General features: G+C 49.1%; 19 protein-coding genes and 1 other RNA gene. 14 read left to right on the plus strand and 6 right to left on the minus strand.

Annotated features, from left to right (window positions below; all coding sequences use genetic code 11):
* Positions 1-11: 11 nt before the first annotated feature.
* The 3 genes from pstA to phoU are packed head-to-tail and all read left to right on the plus strand — an operon-like array spanning position 12 to position 3,259.
* Positions 12-1,667, plus strand: a complete 1,656-nt coding sequence (pstA, locus tag ACN0UN_RS08385) for a phosphate ABC transporter permease PstA (protein WP_417659579.1) — start codon at positions 12-14, stop codon at positions 1,665-1,667.
* Between the two features lie 44 nt (positions 1,668-1,711).
* Positions 1,712-2,530, plus strand: a complete 819-nt coding sequence (pstB, locus tag ACN0UN_RS08390; protein ID WP_128352947.1) for a phosphate ABC transporter ATP-binding protein PstB — start codon at positions 1,712-1,714, stop codon at positions 2,528-2,530.
* Positions 2,531-2,542: 12 nt separating this feature from the next.
* Entirely contained in the window at positions 2,543-3,259 is a 717-nt protein-coding gene (gene phoU, locus ACN0UN_RS08395) for a phosphate signaling complex protein PhoU (protein WP_417659580.1), read from the plus strand.
* A gap of 48 nt (positions 3,260-3,307) precedes the next feature.
* Here the strand turns inward: phoU and serA are convergent, their stop codons facing one another.
* The 3 genes from serA to ACN0UN_RS08410 are packed head-to-tail and all read right to left on the minus strand — an operon-like array spanning position 3,308 to position 5,862.
* Positions 3,308-4,564, minus strand: coding sequence for a phosphoglycerate dehydrogenase (gene serA / locus ACN0UN_RS08400; protein WP_417659581.1), 1,257 nt, complete (start codon positions 4,562-4,564; stop codon positions 3,308-3,310).
* Positions 4,565-4,566: 2 nt separating this feature from the next.
* Positions 4,567-5,229 carry a ribose-5-phosphate isomerase RpiA gene (gene rpiA, locus ACN0UN_RS08405; protein WP_417659582.1) on the minus strand — a complete coding sequence of 221 codons (663 nt, stop codon included), beginning with the start codon at positions 5,227-5,229 and terminating at the stop codon, positions 4,567-4,569.
* 45 nt (positions 5,230-5,274) lie between these two features.
* Positions 5,275-5,862 carry a 5-formyltetrahydrofolate cyclo-ligase gene (locus ACN0UN_RS08410; protein ID WP_417659583.1) on the minus strand — a complete coding sequence of 196 codons (588 nt, stop codon included), beginning with the start codon at positions 5,860-5,862 and terminating at the stop codon, positions 5,275-5,277.
* Positions 5,863-5,913: 51 nt separating this feature from the next.
* Between ACN0UN_RS08410 and ACN0UN_RS08415 the strand changes: the two genes are divergently transcribed.
* Complete coding sequence (locus ACN0UN_RS08415; protein ID WP_417659584.1) at positions 5,914-7,485, plus strand: amidohydrolase family protein; 1,572 nt, start codon at positions 5,914-5,916, stop codon at positions 7,483-7,485.
* Positions 7,486-7,514: 29 nt separating this feature from the next.
* On the opposite strand, the gene ssrS is transcribed toward ACN0UN_RS08415, so the two are convergent.
* Together ssrS and zapA are read right to left on the minus strand one after the other, a co-directional pair.
* Positions 7,515-7,698: non-coding RNA, 6S RNA (gene ssrS / locus ACN0UN_RS08420), on the minus strand.
* A 13-nt stretch (positions 7,699-7,711) separates the two neighbouring features.
* On the minus strand, positions 7,712-8,017 hold the full coding sequence (gene zapA, locus ACN0UN_RS08425) for a cell division protein ZapA (protein WP_128352941.1): 306 nt from the start codon (positions 8,015-8,017) through the stop codon (positions 7,712-7,714).
* A 137-nt stretch (positions 8,018-8,154) separates the two neighbouring features.
* Between zapA and ACN0UN_RS08430 the strand changes: the two genes are divergently transcribed.
* The 4 genes from ACN0UN_RS08430 to ACN0UN_RS08445 are packed head-to-tail and all read left to right on the plus strand — an operon-like array spanning position 8,155 to position 12,418.
* A complete protein-coding gene (locus ACN0UN_RS08430; RefSeq protein WP_417659585.1) occupies positions 8,155-8,742 on the plus strand; it encodes a UPF0149 family protein in 588 nt (195 codons plus the stop codon).
* 30 nt (positions 8,743-8,772) lie between these two features.
* Positions 8,773-10,095, plus strand: a complete 1,323-nt coding sequence (gene pepP / locus ACN0UN_RS08435; protein WP_417659586.1) for a Xaa-Pro aminopeptidase — start codon at positions 8,773-8,775, stop codon at positions 10,093-10,095.
* Positions 10,080-11,261 carry a 2-octaprenyl-6-methoxyphenyl hydroxylase gene (gene ubiH, locus ACN0UN_RS08440; RefSeq protein ID WP_417659587.1) on the plus strand — a complete coding sequence of 394 codons (1,182 nt, stop codon included), beginning with the start codon at positions 10,080-10,082 and terminating at the stop codon, positions 11,259-11,261. Before pepP ends, ubiH begins: the two co-directional genes overlap by 16 nt.
* Positions 11,258-12,418: a UbiH/UbiF/VisC/COQ6 family ubiquinone biosynthesis hydroxylase gene (locus ACN0UN_RS08445; RefSeq protein ID WP_417659588.1), complete on the plus strand. Its 1,161-nt coding sequence runs from the start codon at positions 11,258-11,260 to the stop codon at positions 12,416-12,418. The genes ubiH and ACN0UN_RS08445 overlap by 4 nt, the downstream gene beginning before the upstream one ends.
* Before the next feature lie 3 nt (positions 12,419-12,421).
* Here the strand turns inward: ACN0UN_RS08445 and ACN0UN_RS08450 are convergent, their stop codons facing one another.
* Positions 12,422-13,279 (minus strand): LysR family transcriptional regulator, encoded by an 858-nt coding sequence (locus ACN0UN_RS08450; RefSeq protein ID WP_417659589.1) that lies wholly within the window; start codon positions 13,277-13,279, stop codon positions 12,422-12,424.
* A 196-nt stretch (positions 13,280-13,475) separates the two neighbouring features.
* Here ACN0UN_RS08450 and gcvT point away from each other — a divergent pair, with 196 nt between their 5' ends.
* The 6 genes from gcvT (at position 13,476) to ACN0UN_RS08480 (ending at position 20,419) form a co-directional block, all read left to right on the plus strand.
* A complete protein-coding gene (gcvT, locus tag ACN0UN_RS08455) occupies positions 13,476-14,558 on the plus strand; it encodes a glycine cleavage system aminomethyltransferase GcvT (RefSeq protein ID WP_128352935.1) in 1,083 nt (360 codons plus the stop codon).
* A 43-nt stretch (positions 14,559-14,601) separates the two neighbouring features.
* On the plus strand, positions 14,602-14,991 hold the full coding sequence (gcvH, locus tag ACN0UN_RS08460; RefSeq protein WP_417659590.1) for a glycine cleavage system protein GcvH: 390 nt from the start codon (positions 14,602-14,604) through the stop codon (positions 14,989-14,991).
* A 94-nt stretch (positions 14,992-15,085) separates the two neighbouring features.
* Positions 15,086-17,971, plus strand: coding sequence for an aminomethyl-transferring glycine dehydrogenase (gene gcvP, locus ACN0UN_RS08465; protein WP_417659591.1), 2,886 nt, complete (start codon positions 15,086-15,088; stop codon positions 17,969-17,971).
* Between the two features lie 257 nt (positions 17,972-18,228).
* Positions 18,229-18,480 carry a type II toxin-antitoxin system BrnA family antitoxin gene (gene brnA / locus ACN0UN_RS08470; protein ID WP_417659592.1) on the plus strand — a complete coding sequence of 84 codons (252 nt, stop codon included), beginning with the start codon at positions 18,229-18,231 and terminating at the stop codon, positions 18,478-18,480.
* A 407-nt stretch (positions 18,481-18,887) separates the two neighbouring features.
* On the plus strand, positions 18,888-19,454 hold the full coding sequence (locus ACN0UN_RS08475) for a ComF family protein (protein ID WP_417659593.1): 567 nt from the start codon (positions 18,888-18,890) through the stop codon (positions 19,452-19,454).
* A gap of 2 nt (positions 19,455-19,456) precedes the next feature.
* Positions 19,457-20,419: a DNA-processing protein DprA gene (locus ACN0UN_RS08480; RefSeq protein ID WP_417659594.1), complete on the plus strand. Its 963-nt coding sequence runs from the start codon at positions 19,457-19,459 to the stop codon at positions 20,417-20,419.
* The last annotated feature ends 298 nt before the right edge of the window (positions 20,420-20,717 follow it).

A 20,717-nucleotide genomic window follows, 5' to 3' on the forward strand; every position in this document is an offset into this window, starting at 1 on the left:
AGAGGATTTCCATGAACAAATGGTTTAAATCAGGAAAACCGTACATTTGGCTCACCGCCGGTGCAGTTAGTGTGAGTCTTATTGCCGTACTCGGGCTACTGGCACTTATTGCCTGGCGCGGCTTGTCGTTCTTTTGGCCAGCACAAATTCACGAAGTGGAAGTGCAAGCCAATGACGGATCAACGCGTGTTATCATTGGCGAGGTTTACGACCGTGAACAAGTTCCAATTGAGCGCTTGCAAGAGTCGGGCGTAAAGCTCGATGGCTTTGACGGCGACACGCTCGAGCGTCAACTGTTTAAAGTCGGTAACCGTGAGTTTGTACCGCTCGACTTTATGTGGGTAATGAAACCGCAGATTATTCGCGACGAAACGCCAGCTGACTTAGGTGTGCTAGAGCGCTCGAAAGACGGTAACTTTTACGGTTACGTTGTCGATGTACTGGAGCAGGGCGAGTCGGTCGTTAACGATCGTGATATCCGTGACGTGCTGTTTGAACGCATTGAGCGTGCAGTTGAATTGAATGAGAAAGCCACAGACTTACAGCAAGGCGAAATTGGTGCAATTAATCACGAGCTAAACCGTCTGCGTTTGCAAAGCCGTGCGTTAGACCTTGAAGGCCAACTCACGGAAGCCGAAAAACAACGCATTAGTGCTGAAGAGCAGGCGTTAAATGAGCAATACCGTGAGCTTGAGAAGCAGTTGTTCGCATTTCGCGAGCAAGCCAGTCGTGACAGCGTAGTAATGCGCGACATGCGGGGCATGGAGGTTTCAATACCTTTATACCGCGTACTCGACGCAACGTTCCCGAATGACATGGGTATATTCAGTAAAATCGGTCACTTCTTTGTGCAAATTGGTAAGTTTGTATCGGAAGACCCACGTGAAGCAAATACCGAAGGTGGGGTTTTCCCTGCAATCTTCGGTACGGTATTCATGGTATTGCTGATGTCCGTTATTGTAACGCCGTTTGGTGTGGTCGCCGCCGTATACTTGCATGAGTACGCCGGTAAAAACGCCATCACACGCTTGATACGCATTGCGGTGATCAACTTAGCCGGTGTGCCGTCAATTGTTTACGGTGTATTTGGTCTTGGCTTCTTTGTTTATATGGTTGGTGGTTCACTGGACCAAATTTTCTATCCAGAAGCACTACCAAGCCCAACCTTCGGTACCCCAGGGGTTATGTGGTCCGCAATTACGTTGGCGATTTTAACTTTGCCAGTGGTTATTGTTTCGACTGAAGAAGGCCTATCACGTATTCCGAGCACTTTGCGTGAAGGCAGCTTGGCATTGGGCGCAACCAAAGCCGAAACCCTGTGGCGAATTATTTTGCCGATGGCCTCACCAGCAATTATGACGGGTTTAATCTTGGCCGTGGCGCGTGCAGCAGGTGAAGTAGCACCGCTGATGTTAGTTGGTGTGGTGAAGTCGGCGCCGATGTTGCCGGTTGATGGCAACTTCCCGTACTTCCATTTAGATCGGAAATTTATGCACCTTGGCTTCCATATCTATGATGTGGGTTTCCAAAGTCCAAACGTTGAGGCAGCGCGTCCGCTCGTTTACGCCACCTCATTTTTATTGGTTACCGTAATTGTCGGGCTAAACCTGACCGCTATTGGCGTGCGTAACCATTTACGTGAAAAATATCGCTCGCTTGAACACTAAGCTGTTAAAGCGTTAATAAATTTTAGGGCAGAAGGTTAAACATTATGATTTCGGTAACCCCGAGCACAAGCAATGTCGAATCATTAGACTTAGCAAATTTGACGCCTGAGCAAACTGCGTTAGAAATTCGCAATTTGAACTTGCACTACGGTGATGCGCAGGCTTTATATGATATTTCGATGAACATTCCGAAAAATCGTGTAACCGCCTTCATCGGGCCGTCAGGTTGTGGTAAATCAACACTGTTGCGTTGCATTAACCGTATGAACGACTTGGTTGAAATCTGCCGTGTAAGTGGTGAAATTCGCTTGCATGATAAAAATATTTACGAAAAAGACGTTGATGCAGCAGCATTGCGCCGCCGTGTGGGTATGGTGTTTCAGCGCCCGAATCCGTTCCCTAAGTCAATTTACGAGAACGTTGTGTACGGTATGCGGTTGCAGGGTGTGAACGACCGTCGCACGTTGGACGAAGTGGTTGAGCGCTCGTTAAAAGGCGCTGCGCTTTGGGAAGAAGTCAAAGACCGACTGAACGAATCGGCTTTCGGCTTATCAGGTGGTCAGCAACAGCGTTTGGTAATCGCCCGCGCAATTGCGATTGAGCCTGAAGTGCTATTGCTTGATGAACCAACCTCGGCATTGGACCCAATTTCGACGCTTACTATTGAAGAGTTGATCACGGAATTAAAAGAGCAGTTTACCGTGGTGATTGTTACCCACAACATGCAACAGGCCGCACGGGTTTCTGATCAAACGGCGTTCATGTATATGGGTAAGTTGATTGAGTACGCGGATACCAATACCTTGTTTACCACGCCAGAACAGAAACAAACGGAAGACTACATTACCGGACGTTACGGTTAATAGGAGAAGGCTATGGATAAAAACAGTATGAGCCGGCATATCTCCGGTAAATTTAACGATGAGCTTGAAGCGGTTCGTAACCAAGTACTCACTATGGGTGGCCTGGTGGAACAACAACTGCGCGATTCGTTACATGCCATTGAAAAGTCCGATCACGAAATGGCAGAAAAAATTCTGCAGCGCGATTACAAAATCAATGCGTTGGAAGTGCAAATTGACGAAGCATGTGTGCAAATTATTGCGAAGCGTCAGCCGGCAGCAAGCGACTTGCGTTTAGTGATTGCCATCTTCAAGACCATTTCTGATCTTGAACGTATTGGTGATGAAGCTGAGCGCATTGCACGTGTAGCGCTTGAGAGTTTCAACAACGACCAGCAGCAGTTTTTGGTGAGTTTGGAAAACCTCGGCCAACAAGTACTCGCCATGCTGCAAGGCGTGCTTGACGCATTTGCGCGGATGGATCTTGATTCAGCTTATGAAGTGCATCAAATGGATGCCCAGGCTGACCGTCAATATGAAGCGCTCACACGTCAGTTAATGACTTACATGATGGAAGACCCACGTGGTATTCCGAAAGTCATGAATGTGTTGTGGTCGGCGCGCTCACTTGAGCGTATCGGTGACCGTTGCCAGAATATTGCGGAGTACATTATTTTCTTCGTGAAAGGCAAAGACGTACGTCACGTATCTCCAGAATCGATGGAGAAAACGGTTAAAGGCAACCGCTAAGCCGCACGCCGTGCAGCAAAACGCCGACACATCATGTCGGCGTTTTTGTTAGTAGAGTACGCGCGCTTTAATCGTGCCATCAATGGCGCGCATTTCAACCAGCAGGTCGTCGGCAATCGTGCTTGTTGGTGGCGTGTCGATATCAATCACCACATAACCGACTTTGCTGTCAGTCTGCAAATACTGGCCGGACACGTTGATGTTGTTGTCAGCCAACAATTGGTTAATGCGCGTTAACATGCCAGGGCGGTTTTGGTGAATATGCAACAACCGGCGTGCGCCAGCATGAGTTGGCAAGGCCACTTCAGGGAAGTTAACCGCAGATAACGTTGACCCGTTATCGGAATAGCGCACCAGCTTACCGGCCACTTCAATGCCAATGTTCTCTTGTGCTTCCTGGGTAGAGCCGCCGATGTGCGGTGTCAAAATACAATTATCCAGGCCACGCAGTGGCGACTCAAACTCCTCGTTATTGCCCTTCGGCTCAACCGGGAATACATCAATTGCAGCACCCGCTAAGTGCCCCGATTTAAGCGCATCAGCCAAGGCATTAATCTTCACCACAGTGCCACGCGAAGCATTGATCAATACCGCGCCAGGCTTCATTTTGGCCAGTTGCTCTGCGCCAATCATCCACTGGGTTTGCGGGGTTTCAGGAACATGCAGCGTAATCACATCCGCTTGCTGCAGTAAGGCGTCTAAGCTCTTCACTTGCAGCGCGTTACCCAGCGACAATTTGGTTTCAATGTCGTAATAGCGCACCTGCATGCCCAGCTGCTCTGCCAAGATGCTCAGTTGGCTACCGATATGCCCGTAGCCAATAATACCTAAAATTTTACCACGGGCTTCAAACGAGCCTTTTGCGGCTTTATCCCAGCCACCACGATGCGCCGCAGCGCTCTTTTCCGGAATGCGTCGCAACAGCATGATAATTTCTGCTAATACCAGCTCAGCCACACTGCGGGTGTTTGAAAACGGGGCGTTAAATACCACCACGCCATGGTCGCGCGCGGCTTCTAAATCAACTTGGTTGGTGCCAATACAAAAGCAGCCAACCGCTGCCAGTTTCTCGGCCGCAGCAAACACCTTCGCGGTTAACTGCGTACGTGACCGAATGCCAATAAAGTGCGCATCTTTGATTGCTTCGCACAGCTCATCTTCATTGAGCGATGTTTTCAATGCCCGAATGTTGGTATAGCCATGCTGTTTAAGCACTTCAATAGCACTGTCATGCACACCTTCAAGCAATAAAATTTGAATACGCTCTTTGGCCAGTGAAACTTGTGGTGCGGTCACGTCGTTCATTTCTACTCCATAAATTTTAAGCCTGCGGGGCTTGCGATAATGGCAATATTTGCGCCGCGTTTGGCGAAGAGGCCATTGGTGACAACACCTACAATACTATTCAATTGTTGTTCCAGTTGAACAGGGTCTAAGATATCAAAGTTATGAATATCCAGAATGACGTTCCCGTTGTCGGTGACAAACCCTTGTCGCCACACAGGGTCGCCGCCCAGCTTCACAATTTGGCGGGCAACGTAAGAGCGCGCCATAGGAATCACTTCTACAGGGACAGGGAAGTTACCCAAGCGACCAACCACCTTACTTTCGTCCGCAATGCAGATGAATTTATCGGCTACGGCAGCGATGATTTTCTCGCGCGTCAGGGCGCCGCCGCCACCTTTCACCATGCGCAGGTGTTCATCAATTTCGTCGGCACCATCAACGTAAACAGGTAGGCTGCCGACATTGTTGAGCTCAACCACTTCAATACCATGGGCTTTTAAACGTTTGGTGGACTCTTCCGAGCTTGAAACCGCAGCTTCAATGTCATTCTTCATGGTGGCGAGTGCGTCAATGAAAAAATTAACAGTTGAGCCGGTGCCAACGCCTACAATGGTATTGGGTTCTATGTATTTTAATGCGGCTTCAGCGGCTTGCTTTTTGAGTTGGTCTTGAGAGGTCGTCATACGGATTCCCACAGTCAGTTGTCTATGGCCTTTGAGTATACAGTCTTAGCTGCGAAAGTCCCATATTTTCGCGGGCGTAATCACCATCGGTAGCGGCACATCCCAAGGGTTTTTGGGCAGTTCATCCACCAGCTGACAATCAAGCGCCAAACCAACAGGCAGCAGGTTTTTGATATGCCCCTTATGCCAAGCGCTTAGGGTACGGTCATAAAAACCGCCGCCCATACCCATGCGGTTGCCACTGCGGTCGAACCCCACCAGCGGCACCAGCAGCACCTGCATGTGTTGCAACGGCACAATGTGCTGCGCGTTTAATTCCGGCTCAGGAATACCGTATTTGTTGTGGGTCCAGTGGGTGGTTTCGCTGAGCCTCAGGAACAACAAATGCCCCGCAAGAATAGGGTGTAAAATGGGTAAAGCAAGTTGATGCTGCGCATCCATAAGTTGTTGGTTTATGGCATGGGTGGGTAACTCAGCGCGTACGCTAAAGTAACTGCCCAGTGTACAAGGTTGGCGCAGCTCAGGCAGGCTAAGTAAGTGTTCACCCACCTGTCGCGCCGCATCATCGCGCTCTGCGGCAGATAGGCTAGCGCGTGCGTTGAGAAGGTGGCTGCGTAATTGCTGTTGCGACACGGCGCTGATATCCTTAGTTGCATAATAAATCGAATAACAGTGAGTTATACCATGATACGCCAATTACTGACCACGTTAACCCTGACCTTTGTGATAGCCAGTACAGCTGTCGCTGCACCGCCAAAAGCTCCAGCCAGGGGTGACCAAGGTGACGGCCCCTACACACGTTTAATTTTGCGTGGGGCAACCTTGATAAACGGTGAGGGTGCACCGGCACAAGGGCCGGTGGATATCGTTATCGAAAACGACCGTATTGTGAATGTGGTGAGTGTTGGTAACCCTGGGGTGCCAATTAAAGCGGAAGGGCGGCCGGAAGCTGGACCTAACGACACCGAACTTGATGTAACCGGTAAATATGTTCTGCCGGGCTTCATTGATATGCACGGCCACATTGGTGGCTCTGCTGAAGGCATTCCAGCTGAATACGTGCTGAAGCTCATGCTGGCACACGGCATTACCACAGTGCGTGAACCGGGCAGCTTTAACGGTCTGGACTGGACCAAGTGGCATCAGCAACAGGCCGAGAAGAATTCAATTGTTTCACCGCGACTTATTCCGTACGCAGGTTTTGGAATGGGCGCTGACGCTCCTATTTTTAACGGCGAACAAGCCCGTGATTGGGTACGCGGTATCAAAAAACAGGGCGCAGCGGGGATAAAATTCTTTGGCGCAACCCCGAAAGTGATGGCTGCTGCGCTTGATGAAGCTAACCAGCAAAAGCTTGGCACCATGATGCACCATGCGCAGTTGAACGTGGTACGTACCAGCGTTATTGACTCAGCCCGTTTAGGCTTGGGTAGCATGGAGCACTGGTATGGGTTGCCTGAGGCGTTGTTTACCGGCCAGCAAATTCAGAACTATCCGGCCGATTACAACTACAACAACGAACAAGATCGCTTCCGTGAAGCAGGTAAGCTCTGGGCACAAGCTGCAAAACCGGGTTCAGAAAAATGGAATCAAGTACGTGATGAGTTGATTGCGCTCGACTTTACCATTAACCCCACGCTTACTATTTATGAAGCGAGCCGTGACTTGATGCGCGAGCGCCAGGCCATTTGGCACGACGAATACACCTTACCGCAACTGTGGGACTTCTTTACGCCCAGCCGCTATGCGCACGGTTCATATTGGTTTGACTGGACCACTGATGAAGAGGTTGCATGGCGCAAGAACTACCAATTGTGGATGACCTTCTTAAACGACTTTAAAAACCATGGTGGTCGCATCACCACAGGTTCAGATGCAGGTTACATTTACAAAATATACGGCTTTGGTTACATCCGCGAATTGGAATTATTACGTGAAGCAGGCTTCAATGCGCTTGAAGTGATTCAAGCTGCAACGCTTAACGGCGCCGAAGCGCTTGGCCTTGAAGATGAAATTGGCAGTGTGGTGCCGGGTAAAAAAGCCGACTTAATTGTGGTCGACGAAAACCCGCTAGCAAACTTTAAGGTGCTGTACGGTACAGGCCACTACAAGCTCGATGAAAACAATGAGCCAATGCGCACCAAAGGCATTCGCTACACCATCAAAGATGGCATCATCTTTGATGCACAAGAACTGCTATCCGACGTCCGCCGACTCGTAGACGAGGAAAAGCAAAAGCGCACCAATAACGAATAACGATTAACGAATAACGGTTTTTGAAGGGGTGACCACCCAGAATGCCGCTGCGTGCCTTGGCCCTTGAACCCACTGGTTCAAGGCGGGGCGCAATTGGAACGACCGCAGGCTTCTCGATACATGTCGAGCTTGCACAATAGTCGCCCAGTGAGCCCCTTTACTGCTAGCATCGGCTCAGGGACATCGGCGTGCTGGCGCACATCCCAGGCAGTCATAATTCTTTGTACTAACGTCCGGGGCGTTGCTCGGCCATTACTTGCTCAAGCGTTTCTTGCAACAACTTCAGCTTTTCTTCTAAATCAACAATGTACTGTTGTTTACGTTGTTCATCTTGCGCAAATTCATGGCATAAATTCAACGCCGCCATAACCGCAATTTGTTCAGGGTTTGATAACTTCGTTGCCCCGCGAATAGTTTCGAGCTTTTTATTTAAGCGGTCGGCGGCCTGTTGCAACGCCACTTCTTGCCCAGCAGGACAATTCACCTTGTAGTGACGTTCCATCAATCTTATGTCCATGGTGCGTTGACTCATGCCGCTTCCTCTGTGCTTGAACTATTCTTATTAATTACACTGCTAATATTATGACACGTCCTACCGGCCTTTGTCAGCTAGCCTGAATAGCTTTGCAATGGTAGGATGTGCGTAAAGAACGTAAAGAGAATATAGCTATGTCTGAAACGGGTAGCAGTAATGCTAAACCACTTAATTACGACCAGTTAAACGAATTCTTCGAGCAGCAAGGAATATTATCCAGCGCGGCCGAAGTTCACGGCATTTTAACCGGAATGGTTGCGAGCGGCGCCAGCCTGAAAGGCGAAGATTGGTTGACGCTACTGAGCGACTTAATCCATGAAGGTCAATCGTTTAAGCATGCCGTCAAAAAGCAGCTTATCGAAATGGCTGCAGACGTTTGCGCCAGCATGCGTGACCCAGACTTAGGTTTTAACCTGTTACTGCCAAGTGACCACGAATCTTTGGTTGAACGCCTTGGCTGCATGATCGGTTGGGTACAGTCTTATCTGGTTGGTTTTGGTGTGAATCAAACCAACTTAGCTGGGCTATCTGACGATGTTCGCGAAGTTATCGATGACATGGTCGAAATTGCAAAACTTGATTTTGCCGTTGACGACGACGAAGAAGGCGAGCGTGCCTACTATGAAGTGGTGGAATATTTACGTATATCGGCCATGTTGTGCTTTAACGAGTTAGGCCAGCGCGCTGGCACCGATTGTGTCACCAATAAGGTGTTACATTAATTTACTGACCCGTTTCTGATGTAGGTTCACATGTTACATACCCAAGTTTCTGCCGAATTCAAAAAGCGACGCGCCCACGTATTAAAACTTTTAAAAAAGTCGTCGCCGGCGGCTGTGGCCGTTATCCCAAGTGCACAACTGCAAACGCGTAGCCGCGACACGGAATTTCCGTTTCGTCAGGACAGCGACTTCTTCTACCTTACGGGCTTTAATGAACCCAACGCATTGTTGGTTCTTGCGCCACATAGCGAAACCCCAGTGCAGCTATTCTGTCAGCCGAGCAGCCCAGTTGATGAAGTGTGGCACGGCCGACGCCTTGGTGTTGAGCGCGCGTTGGAAAGTCTGGGTGTCGATTTCACCGGCAGCATTGACGATGTGGACGATCATTTATTTGCCATTCTTGATGGCGCGGAACAAGTTTATTACCCGCATGACAAGCCAGAACTCGCCGCGCAATTGCATGCGCTGGCCGACGAGCTTCGTGCGACACCTAAAAAAGGGCATCAAGCGCCGCATGCATGGGTTGATATTAACCCGTGGTTAGCCGATATGCGCATTGTAAAAAGTGCCGCAGAGCTTGAGCTGATGCGCCACGCTGCGCGTATAAGTGTTGATGCACATAAGCGCGCGATGAAGTTCGTGAAACCGGGTAAATTTGAATATCAGGTTGCAGCAGAAATTCACCATGAATTTGCCATGCAAAACGCGCTTTCGCCTGCCTACGGAACCATTTGTGGCAGCGGAGAAAATGCCTGTATTTTGCATTACACCGAAAACGAAAGTGAGCTGCACGACGGTGATCTACTATTAATTGACGCTGGCGCTGAATATCAAGGCTATGCCGGTGATATTACGCGAACATTCCCCGTCAACGGTCGCTTTAGCGCCGATCAAAAGGCGCTGTATAACGTGGTGCTAGCCGCCCAGCAGGCAGCGCTTGATACGTTAAAACCAGGCAGCGATATGCAAAAAGCCATGGTTGCGGCGGGCAAGGCGTTAACTGAAGGCTTGCATGAACTTGGCATTCTTAAAGGCAATCTCAAAAAGCTAATCGCGAATGACGCTTTCCGGCCGTTTATGATTCATGGGTTAGGCCATTGGTTAGGGCTTGATGTGCATGACGTAGGCACCTACACCCAAGCCGGTAAAAAGCGCAAGTTTGAACCGGGTATGGTGTTAACCATCGAGCCGGGTATCTACATTCCGAACGGCACAGCCGATGTTGATGAAAAATGGCATGGTATAGGTATTCGCATCGAAGACGATGTCATTATTACCGAACAAGGTTATGAAAATATGACACAAGGCGTACCTAAAACTGTTGAAGAGATTGAGCAATGGATGGCTCAGTAGCACAGCAGCCGGTAATCATTGCTGGCGGCGGTCTGGTTGGCGCCTTAACCGCATTGCTGCTGGCTCGTGGCCGACCGGATTGGCGCATTCGTGTGCTTGAACCGCAACAACAGGGCCCCGCCCAAGACAAGCGCACCATTGCGCTGGCAGCTGCCACCGTATCGCTATTGCAACGCCAAGGCATTTGGCAATCTATCGCGGATAAAGCGAGCCCGATTGAACACATTCATGTGAGCGATCGTGGGCATTTAGGGATGACACGACTGCACGCGCACCAGCATGGTGTGCCAGCAATGGGGCAAGTGATTGCCGCAGCAACGCTGAACAAGGCGTTGTACGAAGCGTGTCAGGTGCAGGACAATATCGATTGGGTTGGCGGTGCGTGGTTTGTGCGTGCGGAACGCCAATCTGCCGCAATTCAAGTGACCTACACGGTGAATGACACCGAGCACACAAGCTCAGCGCTGTTGCTGGTTGGTGCCGACGGGCAGCGTTCTCAAGTACGCACCGACGCCGGTATTACCATGCAGCACACCGACTACCAACAAGCCGGTATTATCGCCACACTGACGTTATCTGAATCGCTACAAGGCTGGGCCTACGAACGCTTCACGGAAACCGGCCCCATTGCGTTATTGCCTTTACCGAATAACCAAGCCTCACTGGTTTGGAGCTTAAGCCCTGAAGAGTCTCAACGGACATTAGCAAGTGCCGATGATGACTTTCTGGCAGCTTGCCAGCAGGCCTTTGGCTACCGTGCCGGTCGCTTTTTAGCCGTTACCGACAGGGTACAATACCCACTGCAATTGCACCTGGCCGACACCAGCATTGCGCATCGTACGGTCATTATCGGGAATGCCTCGCACACCTTGCATCCAATTGCCGGGCAAGGGTTTAATCTCGGGGTGCGTGACGCCATTGAGTTGAGTGCAAAACTCATCCATGCCAAAGACCCCGGCAGCTATTCAATATTAAGTGGTTACAACCAAGCACGCCAAGCCGACTACAAACATATTATTGGATTAACGGACAGTTTAGTGCGTGGCTTTTCCAACCACTACGCGCCATTGATTATGGGGCGTAATTTAGCCTTGTTTGGGTTAGATAACTTACCGCCGTTGCGCCATGTTTTTGCGCGACAAACGATGGGGTTCCGTGACCTATGAAAGCTCAAACGAATGCTCTGACAGTCATTATTGTCGGCGGCGGCATGATTGGTTTAAGCGCCGCGTTAGGCTTACGTCAGCAGGGCCACCGCGTACACATGGTTGAGCGCTCTGGCCGACCGACCTATAGCGAACAAACCGAGCTGCGCGTAAGTGCACTGGCGCATCACAGCCGGGCATTACTGCAAAACCTTGGCGTGTGGCAGAAGCTTCCGGCCGAACGTTTGGGCCCTTACACCGGTATGCAGGTGTGGGACCACGACAGTTTTGGTGAGATTTGCTTTGCCGCGGCAGAAGTTGATGCGGATGACCTTGGCGCAATTGTTGAAAACCGCGTGTTAGAGCAAGCATTATGGGATGCCGCTGAAGCAAGCGGTGTGGTCATGCACGCCGAAGAAGAAGTGACCGCGCATCAGGTTGATGCCGAACATGCGCACGTAACCTTAAACTCAGGCCAGCAGCTGCATGGTGACTATTTAATCGCCGCAGACGGCGCGCGTTCAGCCATTCGCGAACGTGCCAAGTTACCCATTAGCTTTTGGGATTACGAACAAACCGGCATTGTCGCCGTCATTGAAACCGAGCAGCCGCATCAAGGCGTGGCTCGGCAGGTATTTTTGCCTACAGGGCCAGTGGCGTGGCTGCCGTTGCATGATCCACACCATGTGTCATTGGTATGGTCGGCCGACTCGGATTATGCACAGCAGTTGCTTGCCGATGACGACAAAACATTTATACACCAGTTGCAAGCCGCAAGTGATCAGTGCCTTGGCACACTGCAATTAGCGTCACAGCGGGTTGGCTTTCCATTGCGTATGCAATATGCGCAGCGGTGGCTGCAAGACCGCTTGCTGATTATCGGCGACGCCGCGCACAGCATTCACCCGTTAGCGGGGCAGGGGGCTAACCTGGGTTTTGGTGATGTTATTGATTTACTCGCGGTATTTGAGCAATCGCCGTCCCAGCGCAGCTTGCGAGGCTGGGAGCGCAAGCGCAAAGCTGCCGCGCTTACCATGATCACCGCAATGGAAGCCTTCAAACGTGGTTTCGGCAGTGCCAATCCGTTACTTAAATTGGTGCGCGGTGTGGGCTTTAAAGTGGCCAATAGCACGGCGCCTATCAAACGTATGCTGGTAAAAGCAGCGCTGGGCGAATAGCCGCTAGATGCGTTCTTGAATAAACTGGGCAAGCTGCGTGGCGGCTTGATTGTCGGCATCGGCTTGCCACATCGCAACGCTTACCTCGCCAAGTTCAGGCAGCGCATGGTAGTGGCTACGTTGCAATCGCGCTAAGTTGTCCGGCACCGTACTTTGCGCCAATACCGTTAACCCCAAACCGCTTTCAATGGCGGCCGTGAGGCCCGAGAAATCCGCGTTGGTGTAACTGATGCGAACCGGCGTGTTGGCTTGTCGCAGCACAGCCAAGGCGCGGCGCCGATAAATGCAGCCTTCGGGCGCTACAACCAAAGACAGGGCTTCAGTGCTGCCACCAATTTCGCTGTGGCTGCCCACCCAAACCAAAGGTTCTTGCTTTAAAATAATCAAACCCGGGCGGGTAACGCGTTTATCGGGCTCTTTTAAGGCAATCACCAAGTCAAAATGCGCCTGTTCGTCTTTGAGTAAGTCTTTGCTAAGCGCCGATGTGACCGACAGCGAAACATTCGGATAGGCCTGCGCAAACTGACCAAGCACCTGCGGCAAGAGTTTACTGGCGAACTCGCTTGGAATACCTAAGCGCACTTGCCCCGACACACTGGGCTCGGTAAAGCGCGCAAAAATTTGGTCATTCAGGCCGAGCAACAGCCGCGCCTGCTCAAGCAGCTCTGCGCCGGAAGGGGTCAGATGAATACGGCCACCGCTGCGACTTAATAGCGACACGCCAAGTAAGTCTTCAAGCCGCTGCAATTGCAAGCTTATTGCAGGTTGCGAACGGTTTAATTGTTGGGCGGCAGCGGTATAACTCTGCAATTCATAAATACTTATAAACGCACGTAGCGCTTCTAACGGGAGATGTTGCATGCTGCAGGCCCTATTCTCATGGGTTTCATTACTGAATCTTATATGAATATTAAATATATTTAAAATATTTATGAATGTATAAGTAATATTCATTTGTTGCGGGGGCCTTAGAGTTCTATAATTCGCCCTAATTTTTTGAATGCGCAAGCACTGTGAAAACTTCGGCGCATCGACACCAAAAAAGGACAACTAGCTCATGGCAAATCGCACTCCTTTATATGACGCGCATGTGAAAGCTGGCGCGAAAATGGTCGACTTCCACGGCTGGGACATGCCGCTGAATTACGGCTCGCAAATAGAAGAACACAATGCGGTGCGCAACGACTCAGGCGTATTCGATGTGTCGCACATGACAATTGTTGATGTGGCCGGTATTGATGCGAAACCTTTCCTGCGCTACCTGTTAGCCAATGACGTTGCAAAACTCAGCATTCCGGGTAAAGCCCTTTACAGCGGCATGCTGAACGAACAAGGCGGCGTAATTGACGACCTTATCGTTTATTTCTTCAGTGACGAGTCGTATCGCCTGGTTGTGAACTCCGCAACCCGTGAGCGCGACATGGACTGGATTCACAGCGTTGCGGCAAGCTTTAAAGTAACCATCACAGAACAACCAAGTTTCGGTATGGTGGCGTTGCAAGGGCCAAAAGCTGCAGAAAAACTTAAGTTAGTACTGGGCGACGAAGCATTTGCGCCAGTCGCAGACATGAAGCCGTTTATGTCCGTACAAGCGGGAGACTACTTTATCGCGACCACCGGCTACACCGGTGAAAAAGGCTATGAAATTGTTGTGCCTGGCGACAAAGTTGAGAAGCTGTGGGACGACCTGTTAAATGTTGGCGTACAACCATGTGGGCTCGGCGCCCGTGATACACTGCGTTTAGAAGCAGGCATGAACTTGTACGGTCAAGATATGGACGAAAGCGTTACACCACTTGAATCAAATATGGGGTGGAGCGTTGCCTTTGAACCGGCTGACCGCGATTTTATTGGGCGTGCCGTGCTTGAACAGCAAAAAGCTGCAGGCCACGATAAGTTGGTTGGCTTGGTCATGAAAGAAAAAGGCGTGCTACGCCACGGTCAAAAAGTAGTGGTTGATGGCGCTGAAGGCGTGATCACATCAGGTACCTTTTCACCAACCTTAGGCTTCTCGATTGCTATGGCCCGTGTGCCGGCCACAGTCGGTGACAGCGTTGAGGTGGAAATTCGCAAAAAATTAGTTACAGTAAGCGTGGTCAAACCAAGCTTCGTCCGTAACGGTAAGTCAGTACTTGCCTAAGCATTTATTACCTTTCTGAAGAACAGAAAATGAGGAACAGAACATGAGCAACATCCCAAAGGAACTTAAGTACGCATCAACGCACGAATGGGTGCGTAACGACGGCGACGGCATTTTTACTGTCGGCATCACTGAGCACGCGCAAGATTTGTTAGGCGATATGGTGTTTGTTGAGTTGCCAGATGTTGGTGCCAATGTTGCTGCCGGTGATGATGTTGCCGTTGCAGAATCAGTAAAAGCAGCTTCTGACATTTATGCACCAATTGCTGGTGAAATTGTCGAAGTAAACGAAGACTTAGAAGACGCACCAGAAACAGTAAATAATGACCCATTTGGTGACGGCTGGTTGTTCAAAATCAAAGCCGAAGACCCAACTGAAGTTGAAGGCTTGCTTGATGCCGAAGGTTATCAAGCAGTTATCGACGAAGAATAACAGCTCGTTTTGTTGCTAAGCCCCGGTCATTTGCACCGGGGTTTTGTGTTTCAAATGTCTTGTATCAACCCGAAAGCTAGGGGATCTGAAGTAAATGACTACGACCACGCTGAAGCAGTTAGAAAATCACGGTGAATTTATTGCGCGTCACATTGGCCCAAGTGCTGATGAAACCGCAGCAATGTTAGCAGAGCTGGGTGTTCATTCACTCGAAGAGCTCACGCAAGACACCGTTCCTGGTGCGATTCGTCGCGACCCATTCTTGTCAGTTGGCGAACCAATGACCGAGCGCGATGCGCTGGCCAGATTGAAAGCCATTGCGAGCAAGAATAAAGTCTACAAGTCATTTATTGGTATGGGGTATTACGACACCCTAGTGCCCAACGTTATTCTGCGTAACGTGTTAGAAAACCCAGGTTGGTACACCGCTTATACGCCTTATCAGCCAGAAATTGCGCAAGGTCGTTTAGAAGCTATTTTGAACTTCCAACAAATGACCATGGACTTAACCGGCCTTGAATTGGCCAGCGCCTCGTTGCTTGATGAAGCAACCGCTGCTGCCGAAGCCATGGCAATGTCCAAGCGCGTAAGCAAAAGCAAATCGAACACCTATTACGTTGCGGACAACGTTTACCCGCAAACCATCGACGTGGTGAAAACCCGCGCCGAACAGTTTGGCTTTGAAGTTTTAGTTGGCCCAGCACGTGACGCCGACAGCCAAGACGTATTTGGTGCATTGCTGCAATATCCAGATCGCAACGGTGAAATTCATAACATCGAAAAACTGATTGCCGACATTCAAGCGAACAAAGGCGTGGTTGCCGTTGCTGCCGATATCATGAGCTTGGTGCTGTTGAAGTCACCAGGTGAAATGGGCGCAGACATGGTGTTGGGTTCAGCCCAACGTTTCGGCGTACCTATGGGCTATGGCGGCCCACACGCTGCATTCTTCGCAACCCGCGACAAGTACAAGCGTTCGTTGCCAGGCCGTATCATTGGTGTGTCAAAAGACACCCGTGACAACCAGGCACTGCGTATGGCCATGCAAACGCGTGAGCAACACATTCGCCGTGAAAAAGCCAACTCAAACATCTGTACCGCACAAGTACTGTTAGCCAACATGGCTTCGTTTTACGCGGTATACCATGGCCCGCAAGGCCTGAAAACAATCGCTTCACGCATTCATCGCTTAACTGACATTGTGGCGCTGGGTTTGAAAGAAAAGGGCGTGAAACTGGTTAATAACCATTGGTTCGACACGCTAACCTTCAAACTGGAAGGCGATACCGATGCCGTGTTAGCACGCGCGGACCAAGCAGAAATTAACTTACGTGTTGATGGCAACGGCCAGTTTGGCGTAAGCCTTGATGAAGCCAAAACCCGTCACGACGTAGCCGCATTGTTTGCGGTGTTATTCGGTGATGACCACGGCTTAGAAGTTGACGTACTGGATTCACGTGTTGCCTCAGGCGACGTTGAGTCAATTCCAGCAGCATTGCGCCGCGAAAGTGCAATTCTGGAACACCCAGTGTTCAACAGCTACCATTCAGAAACCGAAATGCTGCGTTACATCAAGCAGCTTGAAAACAAAGACTTGTCGTTGAACCACAGCATGATCTCGCTTGGTTCATGCACCATGAAGCTGAATGCGACCGCAGAAATGATTCCGGTTACCTGGCCTGAATTCGGTCAGTTGCACCCGTTCTGCCCAGCAGACCAAGCACAAGGCTACGCAGAATTGCTGAGCACCTTGTCAACGTGGTTAGTGGATATTACTGGCTATGACGTGATGTCTATGCAGCCAAACTCGGGTGCTCAAGGTGAATATGCTGGCTTGCTGGCTATTCAAAAGTATCACCAGAGCCGCGGCGACGCGCACCGTAACATCTGCTTGATTCCAAGCTCTGCGCACGGCACCAACCCAGCTTCTGCACAAATGATGAGCATGAACGTGGTAGTGGTGGATTGCGACAAGAACGGTAATGTTGACTTGAACGACCTGAAAGCGAAAGCCGCTGAAGCAGGCGATAACTTGTCGTGCATCATGGTTACGTATCCATCAACGCATGGTGTGTACGAAGAAGGCATTAAAGACATTTGTGAAATTGTGCACGCGCACGGTGGCCAAGTGTACCTTGACGGCGCCAACATGAACGCACAAGTAGGCGTTACGTCGCCGGGCTATATTGGTGCTGACGTTTCGCATTTGAACTTGCACAAAACCTTCTGCATTCCACACGGTGGCGGCGGTCCAGGTATGGGCCCAATTGGTGTTAAACAGCACTTAGCACCGTTTTTGCCGAATCACAGCGTGATTACCATTGAAGGTACCGACAAAGCGAACGGCGCAGTTTCTGCAGCACCATTCGGCAGCGCAAGCATTCTGCCAATCTCGTGGATGTACATTGTCATGATGGGCAGCCGTGGCTTACGCGAAGCAACTGAAGTGGCAATCATGAACGCCAACTACATTGCCAAGCACTTAAGCAAGCATTACCCAATTCTGTACAAAGGCCGTAACGACCGCGTTGCGCACGAGTGCATCATTGACTTACGCCCATTGAAAGACGCCAGCGGCGTAACCGAAATGGACGTGGCAAAACGCCTGCAAGACTATGGCTTCCACAGCCCAACCATGAGCTTCCCAGTAGCGGGCACCTTAATGGTTGAGCCGACTGAGTCAGAATCAAAAGCTGAGCTAGACCGCTTCATTGAAGCCATGATCAGCATTCGCGAAGAAGCAAAACGTGTTGAAGCAGGTGAGTGGGCGCAAGACAATAACCCACTACACAATGCACCACACACGTTAGCAGACATCGTTGACGCCAACTGGGAACGTCCATACAGCCGTGAAGTGGCTGCATACCCAGTAGCTGCGGTTAAAATCAACAAGTTCTGGCCAAGCGTGAACCGTATTGATGACGTATACGGCGACCGGAATTTGATGTGTAGCTGCCCGGCGGTTGATAGTTATCGTTAATTGGTTTTGATGTGATGAAAAAGGCGAGCTTTTTAGCTCGCCTTTTTTGTGCGTGTCGGAAAATCTTCTTTTTGTAATTGTAAAAACGTATGGAGCGGGGCGTATTTCTAGTTTTTAGCCAATGCACTCAAATCTGATGCTGATGTTTTCATCTTAGCAAACAGGGAGAGTTGCATGGTGAGTAATAAAGGTATACTTTTAACTCGGAATCCGAATTATTTCAGTGCGTCGCTCACGAATAAAAGAGGTTGAGCTTTATGAAAACCAAGAAATTTGAAGAAAAGTTCGATGCCAATAAAGAGGATATTATTGACGATCTGGATCTGTCTACCGCACGGCGAGTAAATCAGGACTCTAAACGAATCAATGTCGATTTTCCGCTCTGGATTGTTGAGTCTCTAGATCAAGAGGCTGCCCGTATTGGTGTCACGCGACAATCGCTGATTAAAGTTTGGTTGGCAGAAAGGTTAAGTCTTGAGCAAAAAAATCAGCGCAGTGTGGATTGTTGATAAGTACTCAAATCTAAATTGTGGTCTTGGGGTAGCTGTTAAATCAATTCTGAGCTAGTACAAGTTAAGCTTGCAGTTTTCGCAACTATTCCAGTGAATTGCGACTAGTTCGCCAAACATCAAGGAATCACTATTTTCACTTGCATTTCATACTTTACTGGTGAAAGCTGATCATTGAAACCTAAATTTCTTTGAAAATATGGTGTTACTCTAAGAGGAAGCTTACTAGAAAAAGCGTTTAGGAATGAGCCTACAATTGCCCCTCCCTGATAGACACTCCCAAGTTTGTTTAAGATAACTCTATTGAACTAGTGGTGATTCAGTTACCCCCAAAGCATGTGAAATGGTTGCTGAACTTATATTTTACGTTTAACGTAACAAAACTTTTATGCAAAAGGATTTGTTGTATGCCGTTTCAACAACCCAAAATATTTTGTTTTGATGAGTACCACCCTTATCGCATTGCAGGAGTACAAAACCTTAAATGTGATAGTAAATCCAAACTCATGATGGATTTCAAAGACCCGACTAATTGTAACCACGAAAAGGCAGTGAAATACTTTACTAAATCATTGATATTAAACCTTCAAACGTTAACATATCAACGCCGACCGATTACGGCTCATGAATTTATCGTAACAGTCGTGCCATCTCACACTGCTGGTCGCATATCACCTGCGCTTTGTACTGTTGCTCGGAAAGTATGCCAACACTTTCCACTTTGGTCATTCTCACAGATATTGACAAGGCATGTTACGGTGCCAAGCTCCCACAAAGACGGAGGGAAAAGAAGCATAGCGACCCACCTGAATAGTATTAATGTGGTTTCTCCTATAGATGTTCATGGGAAGCGCGTATTAATTTTAGATGACGTAAAAACCACAGGAAGTACAATTACCGCATGCCATAATCTAATTCAAGACGCAAAGGCAGTACTCATAGTACCCGTCGCTTTAATGGAAACAACATACTAGTTATGAATCAGAATGGATTGTTAAATATAGTAGCCCTAGGCACCGCGATGCAGACATACAAGCTGTGTAGTGAAGCGATGCTACTTCGATTATTCCGACTTGCCGGAGTCGGCGACTTTGAAGATCGAGCGGCAATAGTAGATAGGTTAAATGGGTTAAAATTTTTAAATGAAAAAATTTATATGGAAATTTTCGATAAAGGGTTCGAATTAGTGCGTAAGCATACGCTTGATTCTATTGATATTATTTCGATTTTTGATCCAAGATACCCGAGCTCGCTGCTAATTACGTCACGCCCTCCGGCTTTATTGTATGTAAAAGGGAACTCGAATTTACTTGGTGAAAGTCCGGGCGTTGCTGTTGTTGGTTCAAGGGAAGTATCTAGTGCGGGTGCTGAGATTACTAGGCGGATAGTGAGCCGCCTTGTAAAAGAGGATTATTGTATAGTCAGCGGTTTAGCAATAGGCGTCGACTGTGCAGCGCATCGCGCTGCTATATCGGCAAAGGGGAAGACTATTGCTGTTCTTGCTCATGGGCTGGAGGAAGCAAAACCAAAGCAAAATTCACGCCTTGGGGAAGAAATCCTTGATTCAGGTGGCGCTTGGGTGTCCGAATTTCCAATTGGCAGAGCGCCAAGCAAACCAACATTTGTACAAAGAAATCGAATTCAAGTGGGGTTGTCTGCTGGATCCGTAATTGTTGAAGCTGCGCTAAATAGTGGCAGTATGACTCAAGCTGAATTCTGTAACCAAGAAAAGAGACCTTTGTTTTGTGTCGTTCCAGAAGACGCGACTAATAGATTAAATTTGAATTGCGAAGGTACGCAAAGTTTAGTCAACAAGAATGCTGCACATCCTTTAAGAACAAAAGAAGATTACGAGCATTTAGTTTGCACCTTGAATAAAGGGCGGGAAGTGATTGCCAATCATGTACATGATTACTCGAACGTTAAAAGTTTTCTGTAACACTACCAATCTGTAAAATAGAGTTACTTGGTCTGGTTCAAGATATCTATTAGCTCAAACCTTATCTGGCAGTCATCTTTTTTCTGGTCACGATATTTCTAGCCTTGTTATACTTAACGCCTGCGGGCTAGAAGCGAATCGACACGGTTTTAGCGTTCGAACGGAGAACGAAACTAGTCTCAAATCTAAGCCCGTCCGAAATTGCTCGAAGTAAACCTTTCGTTTCATAGTAAGACAAACCGTTCAGTAAAAGCTGGGGAATCCATTTATTCCTCGTTTGGCCGTTTTAGGTGGCACT

It is taken from the genome of Pseudidiomarina sp., from assembly GCF_048267825.1.
GTDB lineage: Bacteria > Pseudomonadota > Gammaproteobacteria > Enterobacterales > Alteromonadaceae > Pseudidiomarina.